The sequence below is a fragment of the Massilia sp. DJPM01 genome (genome assembly GCF_030348125.1).
In the GTDB taxonomy this organism is placed as follows: domain Bacteria; phylum Pseudomonadota; class Gammaproteobacteria; order Burkholderiales; family Burkholderiaceae_D; genus Telluria_A; species Telluria_A frigida.
The window spans coordinates 1-19,666 of sequence record NZ_JAQOZV010000076.1 but is presented as its reverse complement, the minus strand read 5'-3'; the positions used below and the strand labels follow the sequence as shown (position 1 = coordinate 19,666).

The 19,666-nt window shown below is 60.7% G+C and carries 20 protein-coding genes and 1 pseudogene; 5 read left to right on the top strand and 16 right to left on the bottom strand.

From position 1 onward, the window contains the following. Window positions 1–42: 42 nt before the first annotated feature. Entirely contained in the window at window positions 43–2,268 is a 2,226-nt protein-coding gene (locus PO883_RS30750; RefSeq protein ID WP_289313156.1) for an NHL repeat-containing protein, read from the bottom strand. Between the two features lie 101 nt (window positions 2,269–2,369). On the opposite strand from PO883_RS30750, the gene PO883_RS30745 reads away from it, so the two are divergent. Then, complete coding sequence (locus tag PO883_RS30745) at window positions 2,370–3,317, top strand: SMP-30/gluconolactonase/LRE family protein (RefSeq protein ID WP_289313155.1); 948 nt, start codon at window positions 2,370–2,372, stop codon at window positions 3,315–3,317. 152 nt (window positions 3,318–3,469) lie between these two features. Here the strand turns inward: PO883_RS30745 and PO883_RS30740 are convergent, their stop codons facing one another. The 7 genes from PO883_RS30740 to PO883_RS30710 form a co-directional block, all read right to left on the bottom strand. Then, window positions 3,470–4,126 (bottom strand): paar repeat-containing protein, encoded by a 657-nt coding sequence (locus PO883_RS30740; RefSeq protein WP_289313154.1) that lies wholly within the window; start codon window positions 4,124–4,126, stop codon window positions 3,470–3,472. A gap of 8 nt (window positions 4,127–4,134) precedes the next feature. Next, window positions 4,135–4,671, bottom strand: a complete 537-nt coding sequence (locus PO883_RS30735; protein ID WP_289313153.1) for a PAAR domain-containing protein — start codon at window positions 4,669–4,671, stop codon at window positions 4,135–4,137. A 454-nt stretch (window positions 4,672–5,125) separates the two neighbouring features. Continuing rightward, window positions 5,126–5,584: a hypothetical protein gene (locus tag PO883_RS30730; protein ID WP_289313152.1), complete on the bottom strand. Its 459-nt coding sequence runs from the start codon at window positions 5,582–5,584 to the stop codon at window positions 5,126–5,128. Between the two features lie 146 nt (window positions 5,585–5,730). Next, entirely contained in the window at window positions 5,731–6,495 is a 765-nt protein-coding gene (locus tag PO883_RS30725; RefSeq protein ID WP_289313151.1) for an OBAP family protein, read from the bottom strand. Between the two features lie 210 nt (window positions 6,496–6,705). Next, window positions 6,706–7,764, bottom strand: a complete 1,059-nt coding sequence (locus PO883_RS30720; RefSeq protein WP_289313150.1) for an OmpA family protein — start codon at window positions 7,762–7,764, stop codon at window positions 6,706–6,708. A gap of 111 nt (window positions 7,765–7,875) precedes the next feature. Continuing rightward, the gene (locus PO883_RS30715) at window positions 7,876–8,940 is read right to left on the bottom strand and encodes an OmpA family protein (protein ID WP_289313149.1); all 1,065 of its coding nucleotides are present in this window, start codon (window positions 8,938–8,940) and stop codon (window positions 7,876–7,878) included. 189 nt (window positions 8,941–9,129) lie between these two features. Continuing rightward, window positions 9,130–10,239: an OmpA family protein gene (locus PO883_RS30710; RefSeq protein ID WP_289313148.1), complete on the bottom strand. Its 1,110-nt coding sequence runs from the start codon at window positions 10,237–10,239 to the stop codon at window positions 9,130–9,132. Between the two features lie 185 nt (window positions 10,240–10,424). On the opposite strand from PO883_RS30710, the gene PO883_RS30705 reads away from it, so the two are divergent. After that, window positions 10,425–10,802: a hypothetical protein gene (locus PO883_RS30705; protein ID WP_289313147.1), complete on the top strand. Its 378-nt coding sequence runs from the start codon at window positions 10,425–10,427 to the stop codon at window positions 10,800–10,802. 39 nt (window positions 10,803–10,841) lie between these two features. On the opposite strand, the gene PO883_RS35275 is transcribed toward PO883_RS30705, so the two are convergent. Next, window positions 10,842–11,828, bottom strand: coding sequence for an ATP-grasp domain-containing protein (locus PO883_RS35275; RefSeq protein ID WP_289313146.1), 987 nt, complete (start codon window positions 11,826–11,828; stop codon window positions 10,842–10,844). On the opposite strand from PO883_RS35275, the gene PO883_RS30695 reads away from it, so the two are divergent. Together PO883_RS30695 and PO883_RS30690 are read left to right on the top strand one after the other, a co-directional pair. Continuing rightward, window positions 11,815–12,276 carry a cupin domain-containing protein gene (locus PO883_RS30695; protein ID WP_289313145.1) on the top strand — a complete coding sequence of 154 codons (462 nt, stop codon included), beginning with the start codon at window positions 11,815–11,817 and terminating at the stop codon, window positions 12,274–12,276. The genes PO883_RS35275 and PO883_RS30695 overlap by 14 nt on opposite strands. A gap of 220 nt (window positions 12,277–12,496) precedes the next feature. Continuing rightward, complete coding sequence (locus PO883_RS30690) at window positions 12,497–13,627, top strand: acyltransferase (protein ID WP_289313144.1); 1,131 nt, start codon at window positions 12,497–12,499, stop codon at window positions 13,625–13,627. Window positions 13,628–13,636: 9 nt separating this feature from the next. Here PO883_RS30690 and PO883_RS30685 read toward each other — a convergent pair. The 3 genes and pseudogenes from PO883_RS30685 to PO883_RS30675 all read right to left on the bottom strand — a co-directional run bounded on the left by PO883_RS30685 (window position 13,637) and on the right by PO883_RS30675 (window position 15,443). Continuing rightward, window positions 13,637–14,121, bottom strand: a pseudogene (locus tag PO883_RS30685) (VOC family protein). A gap of 144 nt (window positions 14,122–14,265) precedes the next feature. Further along, window positions 14,266–14,844, bottom strand: a complete 579-nt coding sequence (locus PO883_RS30680) for a hypothetical protein (RefSeq protein ID WP_289313143.1) — start codon at window positions 14,842–14,844, stop codon at window positions 14,266–14,268. Further along, a complete protein-coding gene (locus tag PO883_RS30675; RefSeq protein WP_289313142.1) occupies window positions 14,817–15,443 on the bottom strand; it encodes a hypothetical protein in 627 nt (208 codons plus the stop codon). The genes PO883_RS30680 and PO883_RS30675 overlap by 28 nt, the downstream gene beginning before the upstream one ends. Window positions 15,444–15,901: 458 nt before the next feature. Here PO883_RS30675 and PO883_RS30670 point away from each other — a divergent pair, with 458 nt between their 5' ends. Continuing rightward, window positions 15,902–17,104, top strand: coding sequence for a site-specific integrase (locus PO883_RS30670; RefSeq protein ID WP_289313141.1), 1,203 nt, complete (start codon window positions 15,902–15,904; stop codon window positions 17,102–17,104). 523 nt (window positions 17,105–17,627) lie between these two features. Here PO883_RS30670 and PO883_RS30665 read toward each other — a convergent pair. The 4 genes from PO883_RS30665 to PO883_RS30650 all read right to left on the bottom strand — a co-directional run. Then, a complete protein-coding gene (locus PO883_RS30665) occupies window positions 17,628–18,185 on the bottom strand; it encodes a hypothetical protein (protein WP_167093847.1) in 558 nt (185 codons plus the stop codon). A 75-nt stretch (window positions 18,186–18,260) separates the two neighbouring features. Continuing rightward, window positions 18,261–18,833, bottom strand: a complete 573-nt coding sequence (locus tag PO883_RS30660; protein WP_373890120.1) for an RHS repeat-associated core domain-containing protein — start codon at window positions 18,831–18,833, stop codon at window positions 18,261–18,263. Between the two features lie 54 nt (window positions 18,834–18,887). Then, window positions 18,888–19,211: a hypothetical protein gene (locus PO883_RS30655; protein WP_289313140.1), complete on the bottom strand. Its 324-nt coding sequence runs from the start codon at window positions 19,209–19,211 to the stop codon at window positions 18,888–18,890. Further along, the coding region (locus PO883_RS30650) for an RHS repeat-associated core domain-containing protein (protein ID WP_289313139.1) at window positions 19,180–19,666 on the bottom strand (487 nt) is incomplete at its 5' end. The genes PO883_RS30650 and PO883_RS30655, both read right to left, overlap by 32 nt.

Sequence of the window (19,666 nt, the reverse complement as noted above, 5' to 3'; positions counted from 1 at the left end):
CAGCGGCCGGGAGGCCGGTAGCGGTCTCCCGACCCAGCCTTGTCACTCCACCGTAATCGGCAGGTCGCGTCCGTTGAGCGCTTCGTTGCCGACATAATCGGCCGCAAAGATGCGGATCAGGTAGTCGCCCGGCGCCAGCGCGGCCGGATCCCATCCCCCGGTCTTGGCCACGCCGTCGCGCACGGTGTTGGTCACCACATATAAAAACCGCGTGGTCGCGCTGCCGTACACGGTGATGCCGCTATTGTCGGCGTAGGCCAGCTTGACGCTTTCCGGGTCCGGCGGCAACTTGTTGAATTCGATGTTGATCAGCGGCTGCTCGAATCCGGCCAGCGGCGTGCCATCCGCCCGCAGCACCTGGTAGCCGACCTTGTACAAACCCAGCTTGCGCCGCGCGGCATTGCCGTCGGCCTGGTCGTAGGCGTCGACCACGATCCCCAGCGGCCCCGCGCCACGCGCCACCAGCACCCGCTTGCCCGGCTTGCGCGCCAGCGCCGTCCCGGCCGCGTCGACCAGCCCGATCTTGTCGATGCGCGGCGCCACCTGGTCGCTGAAGCCCGTGAACGGCAGGATCAGCGGATTGGCTTCCGCCCCGCCCGGCTGGTACACGAGGTGCACATGGAACATGCGGTTGACGGTACCGAGCGCGTCGCCCACATGGAAGCGCGTGCCGCGCTTGACGCGCATGCGCGCCGCCTTGCCTTTGTCGTCGGCCAGCATGATGAAGCGCGTTGGGTCGAGCGGCGCATCCTTGACCGTGCGCCCGACCCGCATGTGGATGTAGGCCATGCTGTCGACGCTCATGCCTTCGCCAACCTCGCCGAAGGCCCAGTTGGGCGCGGGGCTGCTGACTTTTTCGTCGGCCACCGCCAGCACCGGCACGCCCATGTCGGCCTGGACATCGAGGCCGCTGTGAAAATGATGCCGGCTCTCGCCGCCATAACTGCCGCGCACTTCGCCGATCGTGCCGACCACTTCGCGCCGCTGGTCCTGCGGCTTGAACGGCCATGGAAAGCGCGCGGGCGCGGCGGCCGGCGCCGGCGATACCGCCGCCGCAACAGGCTGGGACGCGCTCGCCGTTGCCGGCACCGGCGCTGTCGCGGCGGCGACCAGCGCCGGCGCCTTGGGCGCCAGCACCGCGGTCGCGCCATCGCGCAATGGCGCGACCCGGTGCACGGTGCGCTTCACGGCATCGGCCACATACAGCGCGCCCTCGCGGTCGACCGCTATCGCACTCGGCCGGCTAAAGCGCAGCGCCTTGTGGTCGCCAATCTCGATGTCGACGCCAATCCCGGTCAGGCCGCGCAAGCTGCCGTCGGGACTGACCTGCAGGATGCGTCCGCGCCAGATATCGCCCACATACAGAAAGCCGTCATGCGTGAGCGCCAGGCCCACAGGGCGGCGCAGCAGCGGTTTGTCGGCGTCTTCCGGGGCAATCGCCAGGGTGCTTACCTGCCCGTCCGGCGCCAGCTTGCGCAGCGCGCCGTTGCTGGTGTCGGCCACATACAGGTTGCCCCTGGCGTCGGCCACGACCGAGGTGGGCGTGTCGAAGCGGGCAGCATCGGCCGCTCCGTCGACATAGCCGGGCGCGCCGCCGGCGAGCGTGCTAACCGTGCCGTCGGGCGCGATCTTGCGGATGCGGTCGTTGTAGGTGTCGGCCACATACAGCGCGCCGGCCTGGTCGACCGCCACGCCGACCGGTCCGTTGAACTGGGCCTCGCCCGCCTTGCCGTCGCGGTAGCCGGCCACGCCGCTGCCGCCGATGGTGCTGACCACGCCATACGGCGTGATCTTGCGGATCGCATTGTTGCCGGTATCGGCCACGAACAGGTTGCCGGCGCCATCGATGGCCATGCCGGACGGCGTGTGAAACGCGGCGGCGGCGCCGGTGCCGTCGGCAAAGCCTTCGCTGCCGCCGGCCAGGGTGGAGACCACGCCCTCCGGCGTGATCTTGCGGATGCGATTATTGTCGCCCGCGTCGGCCACGTACGCGTTGCCGTCGCGGTCGATCACCAGGCCGAAGGGGTCGGAAAAACGTGCCTGCGCTGCGGCGCCATCGGCCATTCCGGCGCTGCCGCTGGCGCCAGCCACGGTGCCGATGCTGACCGGCCAGCCCAGCACGGTCGGCCGCGGTTTGATGCCCGCCATGGCCGCCACTTTGCGCATCGCCGGCTGGTGGATGGCTTGCAGCGCGATCCAGATGGCGCCCGCCGCCAAGACGCCGATAGCCGCCGCAATCAGCAGCGGTTTCCTGTATTTACCATTCAAACTTGTCACCTGGCTGAACATGATCAAAACACGAAGCTTACCTCATCATCAAGTACACTGGGTGCCGGCCGGATGACCGGCTTTTTTCCGATCGGAGTTAGATGGATACCTCGACCCGGCTGGCGTGCGCGCTGGCTTTTGCCGCCTGCCACGCGGCCCACGCCGCGGCCGCCGGCGCGCCCCCGGCCACCCTGGAGCGGCTGCATGTGGCCAGCGCCCTCACGCCGCCCCAATCGTTCACCTTCGGCGTGGAAGGGCCGGCGGTTGATGCCGCCGGTAATGTGTACGCAGTCAATTTCGCGCGCCAGCAAACCATCGGCAAGGTCAAGCCGAATGGCGAGGCTGCGGTGTTCGTGACCCTGCCCGGCACCAGCGTGGCCAACGGCATCCGCTTCGGGCCGGATGGCGCGATGTTCGTGGCCGACTATGTGGAACACACGATTTACCGCATCGACCCGGCCAGCGGCGCCATCGCCGTCCATGCGCGCGAGGCCGCCATGAGCCAGCCGAACGACCTGGCCATCACGGCGGGCGGCGTCATCTATGCGAGCGATCCGGACTGGAAGAAGAATGCGGGGCGCGTGTGGCGCATCGATCCGGACGGCAGCGTCACGCTTGCGGCCGACCAGCTTGGCACCGCCAATGGCATCGACGTCAGCCCGGACGGGCGCACCCTGTACGTGAACGAGAGCGTGCAGCGCAATATCTGGGCCTTCACGATCGAGCCCGATGGCACGCTCGGCGGCAAGCGCCGCATCGCCAGCTTTGCCGATTTTGCGCTCGATGGCATGCGCGTCGATGTGGACGGCAACCTGTACGTCACGCGCATCGGCAAAGGCACGGTGGTCAAGCTGTCGCCGCAGGGCCGCATCCTGGCCGAGATCGCCCTGCCCGGCAAGAAGCCGAGCAATATCAGTTTCGGCGGGCCGGATGGACGCACCGCTTACGTGACCGAGGTGGAGAATGGGCAGCTGCTGCAATTCCGGGTGGCGCGTCCGGGACTGGAGTGGCAGCAGCGCCAGGCCGGCGGGGTCAAGGCGGCGCGGTAAGCACAAGGCGGACCGGCGCTGGTGACCGCGCTGCCGTGGCGCTGGCACTGCGCGGGCCGGCACTCGGGCCGGCACCCGGGCCGGGAGCGCGATCACGGCGGCGCGCTGCGCCTTGGGCTACCCGCAGGCTGAGCGCGCAGGCGCCGTGCGGCTCAAGGTCGCGGTGGCGGCAGGTCGGACGGGTCGGACTGGCCGCGCGTGCCCGCCTGCGGGTTGATGCTGCCGCCGCATTCACCGTATTTGTGCAGGAAGCTCTCGTACGCCGCGTCGGGCGCCGCAAAGCGCCCCTGGCTGGCTGGCGTTTTGGGCAAGCCCGGCCAGCAGACCCCGGCCATGACTAGCGTGGCGTCGATATCGCCGGCCTGGATCTTGCCCAGCACGCCCAATCCGCGCAGCACTTCCACGGCAATCAGTTCCTGCGTCTCGGCACAGAAATCGTTCAGGTCCATGCGCGCGCCGTACTCTTCCCATATTTCGCGCGTGATGCGGTACAGGCCGGCCGCAGTGCCCTTGCCGTCGTGGCCGGGGCCGGGATGGGTGGAGAAGTCGGTGAAGCGCCACGGGTCGCTGCGCCGGCCGCGAATGGCGCCATCGAGAAAATCGACGCCGCCGCCAAGGCTGTGGCACATCGCGCGCAGGAAGGCGCGGATGTTGGGCTGCTTGAGGTAAACGCGGTTTTCTTCAAGCCGGCAGGCTTTCTCGAGCCGGATGCGCACCGCCTTCGCTTCGGCTTCGGCGGCCGGCGTGGTGCTCACGCGTGCCCGGCGGTGCAGGACGGCACCGGACGGCGAAATGAGGGTCGCGCTCATGCTGCTTCCTAGACATAAATTTCGACGGATTCGGGCACCGCGGTCGTCGACAGCAAGTGCGTGTAGCCGTTGCGGTCCGAGGTGCCGAATTCGAGTTGCCCGCTGGCGCGCACCACCGCGTATTCCTTGTGCACCAGCGGGTCGCCGGTTTCTTCGTCGAGCAGCACGAAGCGCTCGTTGAAGCTGGGGCCGCGCGGCGCGCCGCGCGCGGGGTGGGACGGGTCGCTGTCGCTGGTATTGGACAGCGCGCGGCCGGTATCCTTGAGCACCTGGCTGCGCATGATCTGCACCGGCAGCAGCTTGGGCGGGGGCGAACAGCGGCAGGTGCACAAATCGTTTTCGAGCGCGACGTGCTTGCCGTCGGACATTTCGGGGATGCGCGGGCCAACGCACAGGATGCGTCCGGTAGCCTTGCATGCGGGACAGGCCACCAGGTCGCCCTCGAGTGCGATGGGCACGCCGTTGATGCAGCCGCTGCCGCTGGCCGACATGACGCGCCCGCCGGCCGTCGTGGTGGCCCCAAGGGTGATGGTGTAGCGCCTCATTGCGCCAGGCTCCGCGTGGCTGGACGGCGGCTGGCTCCTGCGGGAACGACGGGATGGGAGGTCGGTTTCATGGCTCTTCCTTTGCGACGACATAAACAAGCTGGCGTTAGCGGCACCGGGGCGCCTGACATATGCCAAGGTTACGTTTCGACGTTCCGGGAGGCTTGACATCGCTCAAGCAAACCATTGCTAGCTAGCACGTTGAACAGGGTTGCAATTGCTCGCGGAGGCGCACGTCCTGACCCGCCAGAAGCCTGCTCGCGCCGGAGAATAATCGGGTCATGCGGGCGCAATGGTGTACCGGCCAGTATGGGCATATGCGGCCCGCGCGCTGCGGGCACACCGCAAAGCGCCTGGGTACTTTCTGAAAGATCGATGCGCGTTTTGTTTTTCGTACCCGGCACGCTGCGGCTTGTCCGCCTTCGGCGATATTCGTCGACAAATCATGTTGACGTTAGTTCTTTTTCTCGTTCGTCAGGGCCAGGTCTTGCATCGCCTCGACGGCCTCGCCTGCGCTCACCTCTTCGATATTGGTGCGTCCGCCAAAGCTCGATGCGCCCATCCAGGTCTTGAAATAAATTACTTTCGGCGTACCGACAGTCACGCTGATTTTGCGTTCGCCCGGATACATGACCGAAGGGATGGTGATCTCGCATTCGCCAGCCGGCAGATCCGCATAGAACATACCGCCTGGAATGGATTCCCCGACCTTGCTTCCGCACGCGAAAATATCGGGGCGCATGCCGGCGCCGAAGGACGAGTATTCGCGGTAGAAAAATACGCGTCCGGTCTTGTCCGCCACGGCGGGGAGGGTATTTTCCACCGTCGAAAATTTCGGGCCGGTGGCGGCGCATGCCGTCAGGAACACGACCAGGCCGGCGCAGGCCAGGGGTTTTACGAAGCGATCGAACATGGTTTTCTTTTCTTTTATCTGGGTAAATGAGGCCGCTATTCTGCCCTATTTGCCGCCGCAAGTCGTGGGTATCCAATCCGATCCACTCGCCAGGTGCCCCATGCAGGCCGGAGCTGCCCGTCCTTTGCGGCGAGCGCCCGGCTCGCCTATTTATTCGTCACGCCAGGGATATCGCGCGTCGGGCGCGCGAACTTGCCCTTGAGGTCGTCCGTACCCGATTGCGGCCGGGCCAGCCTGGCCAGGTCGGCGCGCTCCTTGCGGGCGCGGGCGGTATCGAGCTTCATGCGGCGGTCGCGCGCTTCGACCAGGCCGGGCTGCGCTTCGCCGTCGCGGCTGAAGGACCAGGCCAGCATCGGTTCGCCCAGCGGCAGCTTGTCGTTGGGCTGGCCCATGTGGCCGGTATGCCAGACGTGCCAGGTTTTGCCGTAGCTGTTCATCTTGGACTTCATCAGGGCTTTTTCGGCGACCTTGGGAATGCCGGGCGCCATCAGCTGGCCGCTGAGGATCTCGCCGTTGTGCGGATGCCAGAATGTCTTTTCTTCGGTGGGCAAGGTCTCGAACAAGGTCTCGGAAATGATGTACTCGACGCCGTGCATATTGGCTTTATTGGTGTTGCTGTCGAACAGGACGCACTGGGCGAAATCCTCGTTCATCTGGTGGCAATAGTGATGCGCTTCCATCTGCTGTTCGGGATGGTCCTTCATCGGATGGAAACCGACCAGATAGAGATCGAAACCGGCGACCGGACTATTGCTTTGCAAAAGCTTGGCGCCGGCTTCGAGCGCGATGGTCTTGGGCGCCTTGTCGGCCCCGGGCGGCGTTTGTGGCGGCGCTACTTTTTCTTGCGCCCAGCTTGGAGACGTCGATAGCAGCAGGGCAGCCATCGCCATGGAAAGATGTGTGCGTGTCATGAAGCCGCTCCCGAAAAGTGTGGCGGCGTGGAAAGTTCGCACGCCGTTTGTTCACTGATACGGTAGCGCAGCCGCGCGCTTTGCGCCACGCGTTACGGGCGCGACACAGATGATGCCGGCGTCAAGTTTTGCATGGCGCGCAGGCCTCCGGCTTATCTTCACCGGCATTGCCGTCCGCGCCCAGTAGCGCATCGACATCCCTTGCGGCGCTCAGCCCTTGGCGACTTTTACCAGCTCCACACGGCGGTTCTTTGCGCGTGCTTCGTCGCTGCCATTGTCGGTGAGCGGCTTTTCCGCACCATGGCCGGCCGCGCTCAGACGCGTGCCGTCGATGCCGTCGCTGACCAGGGCCTGCACCACCGCTTGCGCGCGTTCGCGCGACAAGGTGACGTTGCGGGCCTTGTCACCCAGGTTGTCGGTGTGGCCTTCAACCGACAGACGCAGCGCGGCTTCCTTCTTCATCAGCGCGGCGATTTCGTCGACCGCCGGCTTGCCGTCCGGGCGGATGGCGGCCTGGTCGGTGTCGAAGTTGATGTACAGCGCGACATGGCCCTTGCTGTCGAGTTCAGACTTCATGGCGGCGGCGGTCACGATCTTCACCGAAGAAGCGGTCTGTTTTTCCTCGACGGAAATGACATCCACAGCTTCGTCGCTCACCATCAGCACAATCCATTTCCGGCCAGTCGCGGTCGGCAAGAAATACGCCTCATAGGAATAGGTATGAAACTCATAGCGCAGCTTTTTATCGAGCTCGCTTTGATTGTCGCCATGGGCCGCCAGGAACGCACTGTCGTGCGGCTTGGCGGAATTGACCTTGATGCCACCCATGTCCTGCACCGCCTTGGAATAATCGCGCTGGGCCTGGAATTGCGAGATCTTGGCCTTGTCCAAGGTGAAGTGGATGGCCCGCACCCGCCCTTCGACCGCATGCAGTTTATCGCCGAGAATGAGCTGCACCTGGTCGAAATCGGACTCCTTGGTGCTGTAAAACTGTTTATCGACGGCTGGCGGGTAATCGATGAACGGGAACGGCGGCACCGGCTTGCTAATGACAGCGATCTTGTCGAGGTCGACAACGGCGCCAACGTTGACCGCGGCCGGCGCCGCCACTGGGGCCGCTGCCGGGACGGCGGCCGCTGCCGGCACGCTCGCCGCTGCGCCCGCCACAGGTGCCTGCACCGGGTCGACCGGTGCTTTCGGCTTGCATCCGCTGATGGCAAAGGCGAGCGAGATTGACAGGCAAAGCGCGGCGTTGAATTGTTTGGTCATGTCGTGCAATCGTAATAAGATGAATTGGCCTGGCGGTGCAGGAAAAAATACAAGCATTGCATAAAGAATCGATCAAACGGTGCGGCTATTCCACCGCACCCGGGCCGAGGCTCAGCCTTTGACCACCTTGACCAGCTCCACGCGGCGGTTTTTCGCGCGGCCCTCTTCGCTGCCATTGTCCATCACCGGATTTTCCGCACCATGGCCGGCGGCGCTCAGGCGGGTGCCGTCGATGCCGTCGCTCACCAGGGCCTGCACCACGGCTTGCGCGCGTTCGCGCGACAGGGTCACGTTGCGGGCCTTGTTGCCCACGTTATCGGTGTGGCCTTCGACCGACAGGTGCAGCGCCGTTTCCTTTTTCATCAGCGCGGCGATTTCGTCGACCGCCGGTTTGCCGTCGGGGCGCAGGGCCGCCTGGTCGGTATCGAAGTTAATGTACAGCGCAATGTGGCCCTTGCTGTCGAGTTCCGACTTCATCTCGGCGGCGGTCACCATATTCACCGACGAAGCCGTCTGTTTTTCTTCGACCGACAAGATCCGCACGCCGCTGTCGTTGATCATGATGAGCATCCATTTGCGGCCCGTCGGGGTCGGAACGAAGTACACGTCATAGCTGCTGGAGTTGCCGTGGAAGTTCAATTTCTTGTCCAGGGCATAGCTGTCGCCGCCATGCGCCGCCACGAATTCCTTATCGTCCGGCGTGGCGGTATTGACCTTCACGCCGCCCATGTCCAGCGCTGCCTTGGTGTAATCGCGCTGCGCCTGGAATTTTGAAATCTTGGCATCCGACAGATGGAAGGACATCAAGCGGAAGCGCCCTTCGATGGCTTTCACCTTGTTACCGACGATCAGGTGCACCTGGTCGAAATCGGATGCCTCGTTTCGCCTGTCGCCCTCCTTGACGTTGGTCGGATAATCGATAAACGGAAATGGCGGCAGCGGCTTGGTGATGACCGCGATTTTATCGAGGTCGACGCCGGTGCCGGCGCTGGCGGCCACCGGCGCCGGCGTGGCCGCCGCCACTGGGGCTGGCGCTGGCGCTGCGGGCGCCACCACGGCCGGAACGCTGGCGACGGGCGCCTCGGCTGGCGCGGCCGGCGGTTTTGGCTTGCATCCGGTCACGGCGAAGGCCAGCGAGATCGAAAGGCAAAGAGCGGCGTTGAATTGTTTGGTCATGGCGAGCAGTCGGAGCGAAAAATGGATGGGCCTGACGGTGCAGGGGATGAAATAACGATTACATAAAAGCAAGGCGATCATACACCGGTGTTAATCAATCGCAATCGGTAATAGGGGCGGCGTTTTACCGCTTCGCCTTGGCCGCGGCGGCAAGCGCGCATCAGGCACAGCGCCGGGTGCCGCTGACGCTCAGCTTTTGACGACCTTGACCAGCTCGACGCGGCGGTTTTTCGCGCGGCCCTCTTCGCTGCCATTGTCCACCAGCGGCTTGTCCGAGCCATGGCCGGCGGCGCTCAGGCGGGCACCGTCGATGCCGTCGCTCACCAGGGCCTGCACCACCGCCTGCGCGCGTTCGCGCGACAGGGTCGCATTGCGGGCCTTGTCGCCGACGTTGTCGGTGTGGCCTTCGACGGACAGGTGCAGTGCGGTTTCTTTCTTCATCAGCGCGGCAATTTCATCGACCGCCGGCTTGCCATCCGGGCGGATGGCCGCCTTGTCGGTGTCGAAGTTAATGTACAGCGCGACGTGGCCCTTGCTGTCGAGTTCCGATTTCATGACGGCGGCAGTCACCATCTTGACCATCGATGCCGTCTGTTTTTCTTCGATGGAGGTGACGCGCACACTGTAATCGTTGGCCATGATGAGCATCCATTTGCGGCCGCTCGGCGTCGAAAAAAAATAGGTTTCGTAGCTGTAGTTTTCATTCGGATAATCGAGCTTCCTGGCCATGGCATCGGTGAAAGCGCCATTCACTTTCTGGAACGCCTCATCTTTCGGCATGCTGGCATTGACCTTGACGCCGCCCATGTCGGTTGCCGCCTTGGCGTAATCGCGCAGCGCCTGGAAGCGCGAGACCTTGGCATCGGCCAGTTCGAACACCAGCCGCCGGAACCGCCCTTCGACGGCCTGCACCTTGTTACCGACGATCAGGTGCAACTGGTCGAAGTCGGAGGCCTTGGTTTGCTGCTTCGGTTCACCGATGTTTTCCGGGTAATCGACAAACGGAAACGGCGGCATCGGCTTGCTGATGACCGCGATCCGGTCGAGGTCGACGCCATCGGCGCTGGCCGACACCGGCGGCGGCGTGGCGGCCACCGGCGCCGGCGCCACGGCGGGCGGTACGGCCGCCGGGGCGGGGGCGATTGCGACGGGCGCCGGCACCGGTTCGACCGGTGCTTTCGGCTTGCATCCGGCGAAGGCAAAGGCGAGCGAGATCGACAGGCAAAGAGCGGCGTTGCGTTGTTTGGTCATGGCGGGCAGTGGGACAAAAAAGGGATCGGCCTGACGATGCAGGAACATGTATAACGATTCCATAAAAACAAGCAAATCATACACGGGCGCTGATCCGTCGCAAGCGGTAATCGCCGCGCCGTTTTACCGGCCAGGGTGACATTGCGGCGAACGCAGGCCGGGGCCGCGCTGCGGGCGCTCGATGGTATGATGGCGCCCCGAACGCGCGGCCGCCGGCCCGCTCCCACACTCACATGACCAATATGGACCCGTACAAAATTCTCGAAGAAGCCCGGCCAATGCTCGATGCGGTACTGACCCAGGCCGGACTGGTTGCGCCGGGCGAACCGCTCGATCTCGACGCGCTGCGCGCACCGTTCAGCCAATGGCTGCAAGCGCAGACGGTGGGGCGCGAGGATCTGGGGTTCTTCGTCGGGTTGGTAGGCGCGTTCATTTCGCAGTATTTGCTCGATACGGCGGATGCGTCGGTGCAGGTCGACGGCGAGCGGATCAGCGTGCGGGTGCCCTTCCCCGGTGGCACGGAGCGTCAGTTCGATCCGTATGCGGCCGCCTCAAGCCTGATTCTCAAAAAAGCCAGCGTGGCCGATTTCCTGGCCAGGGTCTGCGCGTAGCCTGAATACACGCGGCGCTACAGCCAGACATCGTCGGCCCTAGCCGTAGTACGTTTGAATCGCATCGACATACTTGGGAACATTGATCGCGTAAAAACCCGAGCTGTTGATGTTATTGAATTCGATCACCTTCAATCCCTCCTGCGTCAGGCAGACATCCATGACGAACGACTGCGCCGGGGTCCATGTGTCGATCACGCCGCGGGCGTAGTCGAGGACATCGTCTTCCACGTCGGGCGATATCTCCGCGCGGCCGCCGATCCGGTACACCGAGCCGGTCACCACCTTGCGGTTCACGACAAACAGGCGATATTCACGATAAATCGCCTTGACCGGCGAGACGATGACGTCGATCTTTTGCAGGTGGGCTTTGGCGGGATCGCGCCGCCAGTCAGCGATCATTTCGCTGTCCATCACCATGCCGTCGAAGGCCTTGTTATCTTCGGACGGGCGGATGAAGAACTTCGCCAGGTGGCCGGTGCGTACCTCCGCCAGCGTGCCGGACTCGATGTCGTGGTTCAGCAGCCCGGCGCCGAGTTGGGCGAGCCAGATATCGAACTTGAAATTCTCGTTCAACAAGCTGCCGGGAACCCAGCCCTTGTCGCGTGCGATCCTGGCGAGCTTGATGGCGCCGCAGACATAGACCTTCCCTTCCGGACTCACATCGGGATTCATGTCGAACGTCCCGTTGGGAATCGCGACCGGCGTATAGGAAATGCCGACAGTATCGAGCGCATTGACCAGCAACTGGTAATTGCCCGGCTTGAAAATACTTTGTTGAATCACCCAATGCATGACGGTTCCAGATAAACGTTGATGCCCACGGCCGCCCAGTGTCGCAGCCTCGTCAGCGCAAGGCAACAAAAACCGTGCTCGCTGGAACAACGCGGCCAGTGCGACTGCCTGCAGCTTGCGCCCGTCAGCGTAAAATCGGGTCCAGTGCAAGCGCTGTCGCTCGCAGTCAAGGATGATCTGCTTTCTCACCTGCATCACCGACAAAAGGAGTACACGCATGCCGGCGCTCACGCCTGATCGTTTCATGAAGGAAGAAGGCTCCCCCGAAGGATTGGCCGAACCCAAGCAGACGCTCTGGATTTCGGAGGCCGGCGGGTTGACGCAGTTTGGCGCCTTCGTGGAAGTGCTGCAACCGGGCACGCGCTCGTCGATCAAGCACTGGCACAGCGCGGAGGATGAAATGGTCTACGTCCTGGAGGGCCACGTGACGATGGTGGAAGGCGATACCGAAACCATCTTGAAGCCCGGCGACGCGGCCACGTTCCGCGCCGGCGTCGCGGTCGGTCATTTTCTCTGGAATCGCAGCGCATCGCCCACGCGCTGCCTGGTGGTCGGCACCCGCGCTCCGGTCGACAGGATCACCTATCCCGAGCACGACCGGGTATGCCAGCGCGACCGCTCGCTGCCAGACGACATCTGGATAAACGCTGCGGGAGAACCTGCAGCGAGTCCCTATTGACGATGCATTGATCTGGCGGCATGCACAGTAACGACGCCGCGTGAGGCGCAACGCGGCCCGGGTATCGGGCGCAGTTGCGTAACATCCGGTAACTGATCCATGCGCCACTTTCCGACAGCATACGCTATGATAACAAATTGTTATCAGCAGTCATCACGTTTGACTGGCTTGTGGCGACCGATGCGCAGCTTGCGCGGTCGAGCTTTTGGAAGAGGTTTGCATGGGTGTTGTTGTCGAAAAAATAGCCGGGGCCAAGGCAAGCGTCCCGGCGCAGTTTGGATTTATCAATTTATTGAAAGTTATCGCAGCGCAGTTGATTGTGTTGCATCACCTGGCCTTCTACGGCCCGATGGCGGACTACGCGCGGCCCCTGATGCCCGACGTGATCGATTGGCTGGGCTCATTCGCGCGCATCGCGGTGCAGGTCTTCCTCGTCATTGGTGGATTTCTGGTCGCCAAATCCTTGTTCCCGAAAGGCCAGCCAGGCTTGATCAATCCGCTAGGGACCGTGTGGCGACGGTATGCCAAGCTGGTGCCGCCGTTCATGGTGGCGATGCTGTTCGCCGTTGCCGCTTCCGCCCTGGCCAACCGGTGGATGACACACGATTCCATTTCTGCGCCGCCCGATTTTCTGCAACTGGCGGCGCATGCGCTGTTGCTGCAAGGCGTACTGGGTTACGACTCCTTGTCGGCCGGGGCGTGGTATGTCGCGATCGATTTCCAGTTGTATGCGGTGGTGGCGGTGCTGGTCTGGCTGTGCGGACGGTTTTCCGGTGGCGGGTTGCGGCCTTGGCTGATGCCCGCCGTGATTGTCATCGGGATCAGCACGTCCCTGTTGTACTTCAATCGCGATCCCAACTGGGATGATTGGGCGCCCTACTTCTTTGGCAGTTATGGACTCGGCATCATGGCCTGGCTGGCGAGCGATCCGACACGGCAGCCGCGCGTGGTGGCGCTGCTGGTGGCGATGATCGTGCTGCCGACCCTGATCGCGCTGGCGCTGGACTTTCGCCTGCGCATTGCGGTGGCGCTGGCGGTGGCGTGCGTGCTGTTTTTGTTCGGCCGTGCGCGCACCGGTTCCTATTCACATTGGGGCATGTCGGCGATTAATCGTCTCGCGCAGATCTCCTATTCGGTATTCCTGATCCACTTCCCGGTCTGCCTGGTGATGAACGCGGCGTTTGCCCATTTCGTGCCACCTGAACCGCACTATCAGGCCATTGGCATGCTGGTGGCCTGGGGTGCGAGTCTGATGGCAGGTGCTGTGTTTTACCGGTGCGTGGAGCTTCCCTTGGGGCGCGTCTTGCAATCGCTAACCGAGGCACCTGGGTCGCGCACCGCCTTCATTTAATCGAGCGGATCAATCCCGCGCTAGGATTGCCCGTTCTATCGTGGCGATATCGATTTTTTTCATCGTCATCATCGCATCGAACGCGCGCCTGGCTGCGGCGCGGTCGGGGCCGAATACTGCCGAGGTGAGCGCGCGCGGGCTGATCTGCCAGGACAATCCCCAGCGGTCCTTGCACCAGCCACATTCGCTTTCCTGGCCACCATTGCTGACGATGGCGTTCCACAAGCGGTCGGTTTCAGCCTGATCGTCGGTCGCGATCTGGAAAGAGAAAGCCTCGCTGTGCTTGAAATGCGGCCGCCATTGAGCCCGATGCAGGCAATGCCGGCGACAGTGAACTCGACGGTGAGTACATTGCCCTCTTTACCATCTCGATAGTCGCCCGGTGCGCGGTGGATGGCGTGGACGGCGCTGTCGGGAAAGGTTTCTGCGTAGAAGTTTGCGGCGTCGACAGCGTCGCCGTCGTACCAAAGACAGATCGTGTTCTTGCTGGTCATTTCGAGCCTCCTGAAGAGTTGAAATTGGGCATCCATTGCCGCGAGAAAACCAAAGCCACGTGAGGAGACCTCGGTCCGTCGGAGGAGACTAATGCCGTTGTCAGATTTCGTCAATGGCGCATATTCGTGCAGCGCGGCGGTCCCTCAATAGCAGATGAGCGCGCCCCTGAATCCACAAAACCCTTTGCTACGGGAAAAATGGGCCTGCAGTCTTGCAATGAGGTTTCTCTTGTAACCGCCTTTCACAGTTTCTGCGATGCCTATTGCTCTTGCTTTGTCAGCTTCGGCCAGGAGGGGCACGATGAACGACATTTCACTATATTTTTCTTGGTTGTAAAGTTCACTCTCGGAATCGTCCAGGCAAGCGATTTTTTCCAAAGCCATGCTAATGACGTCGCTTTTTTCCAGTGTTTTTAAAGCGGCACCAAAATGGTAAAGGTTGTGTATCAATTTCGAGCTCGGCTCCAACGTGTTGAAGTCTTCCATGAATCGCTTGAACAATGCTTCGATTTCACCGGCAGGCAAGTACGCGGCCAGCTTCAGCAGGCAGCGGTTCCTGAAATAATCCGTGGGGAACAACCTGACCCTCGCTGCAATCCTGTCCGCATCTGCGGGCTGCAGATATTGCGCATTGCGGATCACGAGGTAGGCGATCCATTCTTCCGGGAGGTCCGGCAGGTCAAGGTGAAGAGAAATTACCTCGGTTCTGGATTCCTCGTCCAAGTGCGGAAACATCCTCTTAAGCTGATACGCGGCCTCTGGCGATCCAGAGCGAAATTGTTGACATATGTAGGGAAAAATCTCTGCCTTGTGAAGCTTGTCCATTCTGGGATAAATTCCCCCAAGAGCTCTGGTCTTGTATATGTCGGGCATCGCAAGAATGGATTGATACGACAGACGGGCCATTTCGCCGGTGAATAAACGTGAAATTTACCGATGCAATTTGCCTTATCATAACCGTCAGGAAGATCGTGGATCGCCAGCCAGATGGCGGCAATATCATGATTTTCGGCGGAGAAAGGATTTTTCTCATTGTTTCGATATTCGAGAAACAGCGGGATTAAGAATCTCTTATTGCGCAGATAGGAATCCAATGCATTGAACAGATTTCCCGACCGTCTTTTTTTTCTCTTTCGATAGAACTTGTCGAGCAATGACTTGGCATAGTAGGCCGTCATCATGTCTGCCGGATGCGCATCGATAAATTCAGCGACTTTGAGCACTAACGCGTCCGGAATTTCGCGTTTCCCCGAGTAGCCCAGAGACTGGGCAAATTCCTGGTCGAGAGAGCGATAGGTATTGTAGGGATCCATCTTGTCCATGGTTTTTCATCGCCGATCAATGGCAGGTATTGGCCGATTTTAGAGTGGCAGACCGGCCGAATCTGCTCGCAGACTATTCATCGACGAAGGGGCCGCTACTGTCGATTGTAGCGGCAGTTCCGCATGTGTTCCAGCCTTTCGTGCCCTGCCGTCATCTCATCCATGACAACAAGAACGAGTTCCTACTTCACGATATGTAGCCCGAAGCTGGTCCACACAGCGCAAACGCGACAGGAAACGAAAAAAGCCAACCTCGCCGGTTGGCTTTTTTCTTTTCACATCAGTTACTTGCTTATTCCTGGCGGAGAGACGGTCCGCCGATTTTTGAGTCAAAATTGTTCGCATTTGTTCGCTACCCTATGAGATTCTCCGGGCGTAGACCATAAATCTGTTCGTCATTGTTCACATGCATGCGGTACAATCCACGTATCGACGGTGGGTACAATGGTGGGTAGAAAATGGCGAGAACGGTAGAAAAGCTCACCCCTTTGGGCGTGAGTAAAATGAAAGTGCCGGGCTATTATAGCGATGGCGCCGGTTTGTACTTGCAGATATCAGCATCGCTAACAAAGAGCTGGATATTTCGCTTCACGTTCGGCGAGAAACGGCGGGAGATGGGCCTGGGGGCGACTCACACTGTCACTTTAGCCGAGGCTCGCGTCAAAGCAAGGGATTGCCGCATCGTCCTGCTCGCTGGTCAAGATCCACTCGCCGCACGCGCCGCTGGCAAGCTCGCTGATGACCTCGAACGAGCGAAGACGATGACGTTCGATCAGTGCGCTACAGCCTATATCACCACGCACCGTTCCGGCTGGAAAAATGCCAAGCATGCGGCGCAATGGGAAAGCACGATTGATACCTACGCTGGCCCGATAATCGGTGCGCTGCCCGTCGCCGATATTGACACTGCCCTGGTCGTTAAAGTCCTCACCCCCATCTGGCACTCGAAGACGGAGACGGCAACACGGCTGCGCGGCCGAATCGAAAGCATCCTTGACTGGGCCACCGTGAGCAATTTCCGCACAGGCGAGAATCCCGCGCGCTGGCGCGGGCACTTGGATAACTTGCTCGCAGCACCAGCGAAAATTGCAAAAGTCGATCATCACGCAGCCTTGCCATGGCGCGAGATCGGGAAATTCATGCAGACGTTGCGCAGCAGCGCAGGCATAGGCGCACGAGCCCTGGAGTTCACGATTTTGACTGCGGCACGCTCAGGCGAAGTCCGCGGCGCAACGTGGGATGAAATTGATTTCGAAGCGGCGCTGTGGACGATTCCAGCTTCACGGATGAAGGCGGAGGTTGAGCACCAGGTACCCCTTCCACCAGATGCCGTCGCCCTACTCCGCGCGCTGGATCGCTCCGGGAGCTTCCTATTCCCTGGCCAGCGAGAAGATCGTCCGTTATCCGACATGAGCCTCACTGCGGTGCTCCGGCGCCTGAAGCGCGACGACATCACTGTCCATGGCTTCCGGTCGACGTTTCGCGACTGGTGCGCGGAAGCGGTCGGAAATTCATACCCGCGTGAAGTGTGCGAGCACGCGCTGGCGCATAAGCTGCCGGATAAGGTCGAGGCTGCCTACAGGCGCGGGACGTTGCTCGACAAACGCGTGCTACTCATGCGCGACTGGGCCGATTTCTGCGCCGAAAGAATATCGGGCTGACCGTATACTTGCGAAAATAGTCTCTATTACATTTGACTTGTAAGCGCTGGCCCATATGCATTACTCCTTCCTGAAGCAGTGTGTTGGGTACGGCTTTTTAATGGAAGAGAGTGTTGGCGGTAGCGCGTGTATTACACCGAAAAGGCCGCAATGGCGGGCTTTCCGGCACCCAGAGGGTTGCGTGATGTGTGAGGGACCGGAGGGGGCTGCGGGGACTCCCCGCGCACCCCGTCGCCACAGTGTTTTGGCGGGTTTTTAGTACCAGGACTGATTTTTCCGTCTCCCGAATGGGATACGACTAGGATACGAATAAGCTACAACAGGATACGGGCGAGATACGGACAGGGTACGAACAGGATACGGCCCACGTCACCTGGCGTTGACGCGGCTAACTCCCGCCTTACTGCTCCGTTCGTGGACGTTTCTCACACTGCCCCGTGCCCGCCCGCTGACCGACCTGACCCGATCTGACCCCATGCCGTTCCCGACCCGTGCCGCGCTTTCAGAGCTGCCCCCGGCCCGCTTACTTCTTTAACTTAAAAACAAATTTTGATCGCTGTGCAAGCGCACCTTCTACTTCGGCCAAAATTTGTTCTCTACTGCGCACCCCCTCGTTAGCAACGTGGGTCTTGAAGCCAGGACCTACACTGGAGAGGTCGGCAATCGCTTCGTCGTAATCACACATCTTTAAGCGACACACCGCACGGAAGAAAAATGCACCCTCAGTGTAATAGACACTGCCAGCTTGAACGTCGGCGCCAATTGCACTAGTAAATGCACTTATGGCATCTACTGTCGAGCCGACCTTCAATAGCTGAAGTCCAAGAAAGTAGAAATCGGCGGGTTCATAGGGGGAAATCGAAACAACCTTTTGCAAATCTCTTATGGCGCCATCCACGTCTGAAAACTGAAGTTTCACGGCTGCCCGTTGGCGTAGTCCAGCAACTGCTGTTCGCTGATCTTCAATTAGCCAGTTGCAAACCGCTAACGCATCTTCGAGTTCACCTGCGGCAGCGAGTTTGTTCGACGAATGCAATATCAATTCGAGGTCATCTTCAGATTGCGGTCGGATTAAGCTCATCTCATGGCCTCTTTTTTTTGGGGAATAAATTCTGCGTGCCTCTCAATCGATTTGCGCGACATATTGATCACAGTTCTATTTCTTATCTCCGTAGTCAACGAGGTTTCCACCACACGCTTGGCTGACCAACCCGATCGCACATTCTTCTACATTGTAATAACCCCCAGTAACCCCCTTAACGTTACGTTTCTTACGGCGCCCTGCCTGTTGTTGCATTTGCTCAAAGATAAGTGCCCTGCATGTCGCGCGGGCGTTATCCCATTGTTTTTCACAATCCGCCTTGCTTGGGTCACCGCACATCATGCTGCCGATAGCACCGCCAATCGCAGTCCCGGCCCATATGCCTCCTGCCGCGCCAGCCCTACTGCCACCGATTGCCCCGACGGTCGCACCAGCACTAGCGCCTGCTGCCGTCCCCGCGACCGGTACGATGGAACCGGCGGCGCCGCCAACAATTCCACCAGCTGCGCCTCCGGCGGCTCCACCTCCATAATATCCGGCTGCGCCACCGACTGCCCCGCCTACCGCTTTGCACGCGGCCATACAGGTCGAATCCAATCCAAAGGGATCAATGAATGTCAGTGGATTTCCGCCGACATAGCCGTAGGTATTGATGCCGCCATCAAGACCAATCGGATCGCTCTGCACATACCGCCCCGTCTGCGGATCATAATCCCTGTAGTAGTTGTAGTGCCTCGGCAGTTATTGCCCTGGCAATACCTCCACATGCGCGTCGCTCTTTCGGTAAATAATAATCCATTCCTGCCCAGGTAATTGATTGGTATTCGCCGTGCGCACAATAAACAAGTACGATTCAGCGTCTTCTTTTAAAAGATGCAGCGTCGACTTATCCGCTGGCCCCGTCGCAGCCTTTAGTGTGCTTGTGACGTGCTGTGCGGCCGCTGTTGCCACAACTAATTCGTTTCCCGGTGCGGATTTCTGCGCAGAGCGGGATTCACACGCCGAGAGCATTACAACACCAAAAAACGCGAATTTAATCACAATATATTTTAATAAATTTTTCATCACGTTCCATCCCTGTTTTCTGGTCTTTGTCTGCGGGGCACTGCTGCCGACATGTTTTGCCGGCACGATACGCGTTGCATTCTGTTTGGCGCATAAACTGAATATTATCGACGTTCCCAACGACATGGCTCGGCAATGTACCCTTAGGGCGAGGAACCGGCTTTCCTTGCGCGTCAACCCCCATGCAGCTGTTAACTCCGTATCGCTTCTGATAATCTTTTACGTGAGTTTCTTCGTGGCGCTGAGTACACTCCCGCGTGCTCCCGTGATCATTATTGACGATGACATAATTACCTTTACCGTCGCACATGATCGTTGAGGGCTCTTCAGCCAAACCAAAAAAATCATACTTATTTAGCGGCTTGCCGTTAACGTAAGCATAGGTATTAATGCCGCCAGCCAATCCGATCGGATCGCTTTGGATGTACCGCCCCGTCTGCGGATCATAATCCCGA

Excerpts from the sequence above, each read along its gene's own strand:
- PO883_RS30735 (WP_289313153.1), bottom strand. The coding sequence starts at position 4,671 with ATGAGGCGCTACACCATCACCCTTGGGGCCACCACGACGGCCGGCGGG.
- PO883_RS30695 (WP_289313145.1), top strand. The coding sequence starts at position 11,815 with ATGCCGGCGCTCACGCCTGATCGTTTCATGAAGGAAGAAGGCTCCCCC.
- PO883_RS30720 (WP_289313150.1), bottom strand. The coding sequence starts at position 7,764 with ATGACCAAACAATTCAACGCCGCGCTTTGCCTGTCAATCTCGCTCGCC.
- PO883_RS30730 (WP_289313152.1), bottom strand. The coding sequence starts at position 5,584 with ATGTTCGATCGCTTCGTAAAACCCCTGGCCTGCGCCGGCCTGGTCGTG.
- PO883_RS30715 (WP_289313149.1), bottom strand. The coding sequence starts at position 8,940 with ATGACCAAACAATTCAACGCCGCTCTTTGCCTTTCGATCTCGCTGGCC.
- PO883_RS30655 (WP_289313140.1), bottom strand. The coding sequence starts at position 19,211 with ATGAAAAATTTATTAAAATATATTGTGATTAAATTCGCGTTTTTTGGT.
- PO883_RS30740 (WP_289313154.1), bottom strand. The coding sequence starts at position 4,126 with ATGAGCGCGACCCTCATTTCGCCGTCCGGTGCCGTCCTGCACCGCCGG.
- PO883_RS30710 (WP_289313148.1), bottom strand. The coding sequence starts at position 10,239 with ATGTTCCTGCATCGTCAGGCCGATCCCTTTTTTGTCCCACTGCCCGCC.
- PO883_RS30675 (WP_289313142.1), bottom strand. The coding sequence starts at position 15,443 with ATGGACAAGATGGATCCCTACAATACCTATCGCTCTCTCGACCAGGAA.
- PO883_RS30705 (WP_289313147.1), top strand. The coding sequence starts at position 10,425 with ATGACCAATATGGACCCGTACAAAATTCTCGAAGAAGCCCGGCCAATG.
- PO883_RS30670 (WP_289313141.1), top strand. The coding sequence starts at position 15,902 with ATGGCGAGAACGGTAGAAAAGCTCACCCCTTTGGGCGTGAGTAAAATG.
- PO883_RS30725 (WP_289313151.1), bottom strand. The coding sequence starts at position 6,495 with ATGACACGCACACATCTTTCCATGGCGATGGCTGCCCTGCTGCTATCG.
- PO883_RS30690 (WP_289313144.1), top strand. The coding sequence starts at position 12,497 with ATGGGTGTTGTTGTCGAAAAAATAGCCGGGGCCAAGGCAAGCGTCCCG.
- PO883_RS30665 (WP_167093847.1), bottom strand. The coding sequence starts at position 18,185 with ATGAGCTTAATCCGACCGCAATCTGAAGATGACCTCGAATTGATATTG.
- PO883_RS30745 (WP_289313155.1), top strand. The coding sequence starts at position 2,370 with ATGGATACCTCGACCCGGCTGGCGTGCGCGCTGGCTTTTGCCGCCTGC.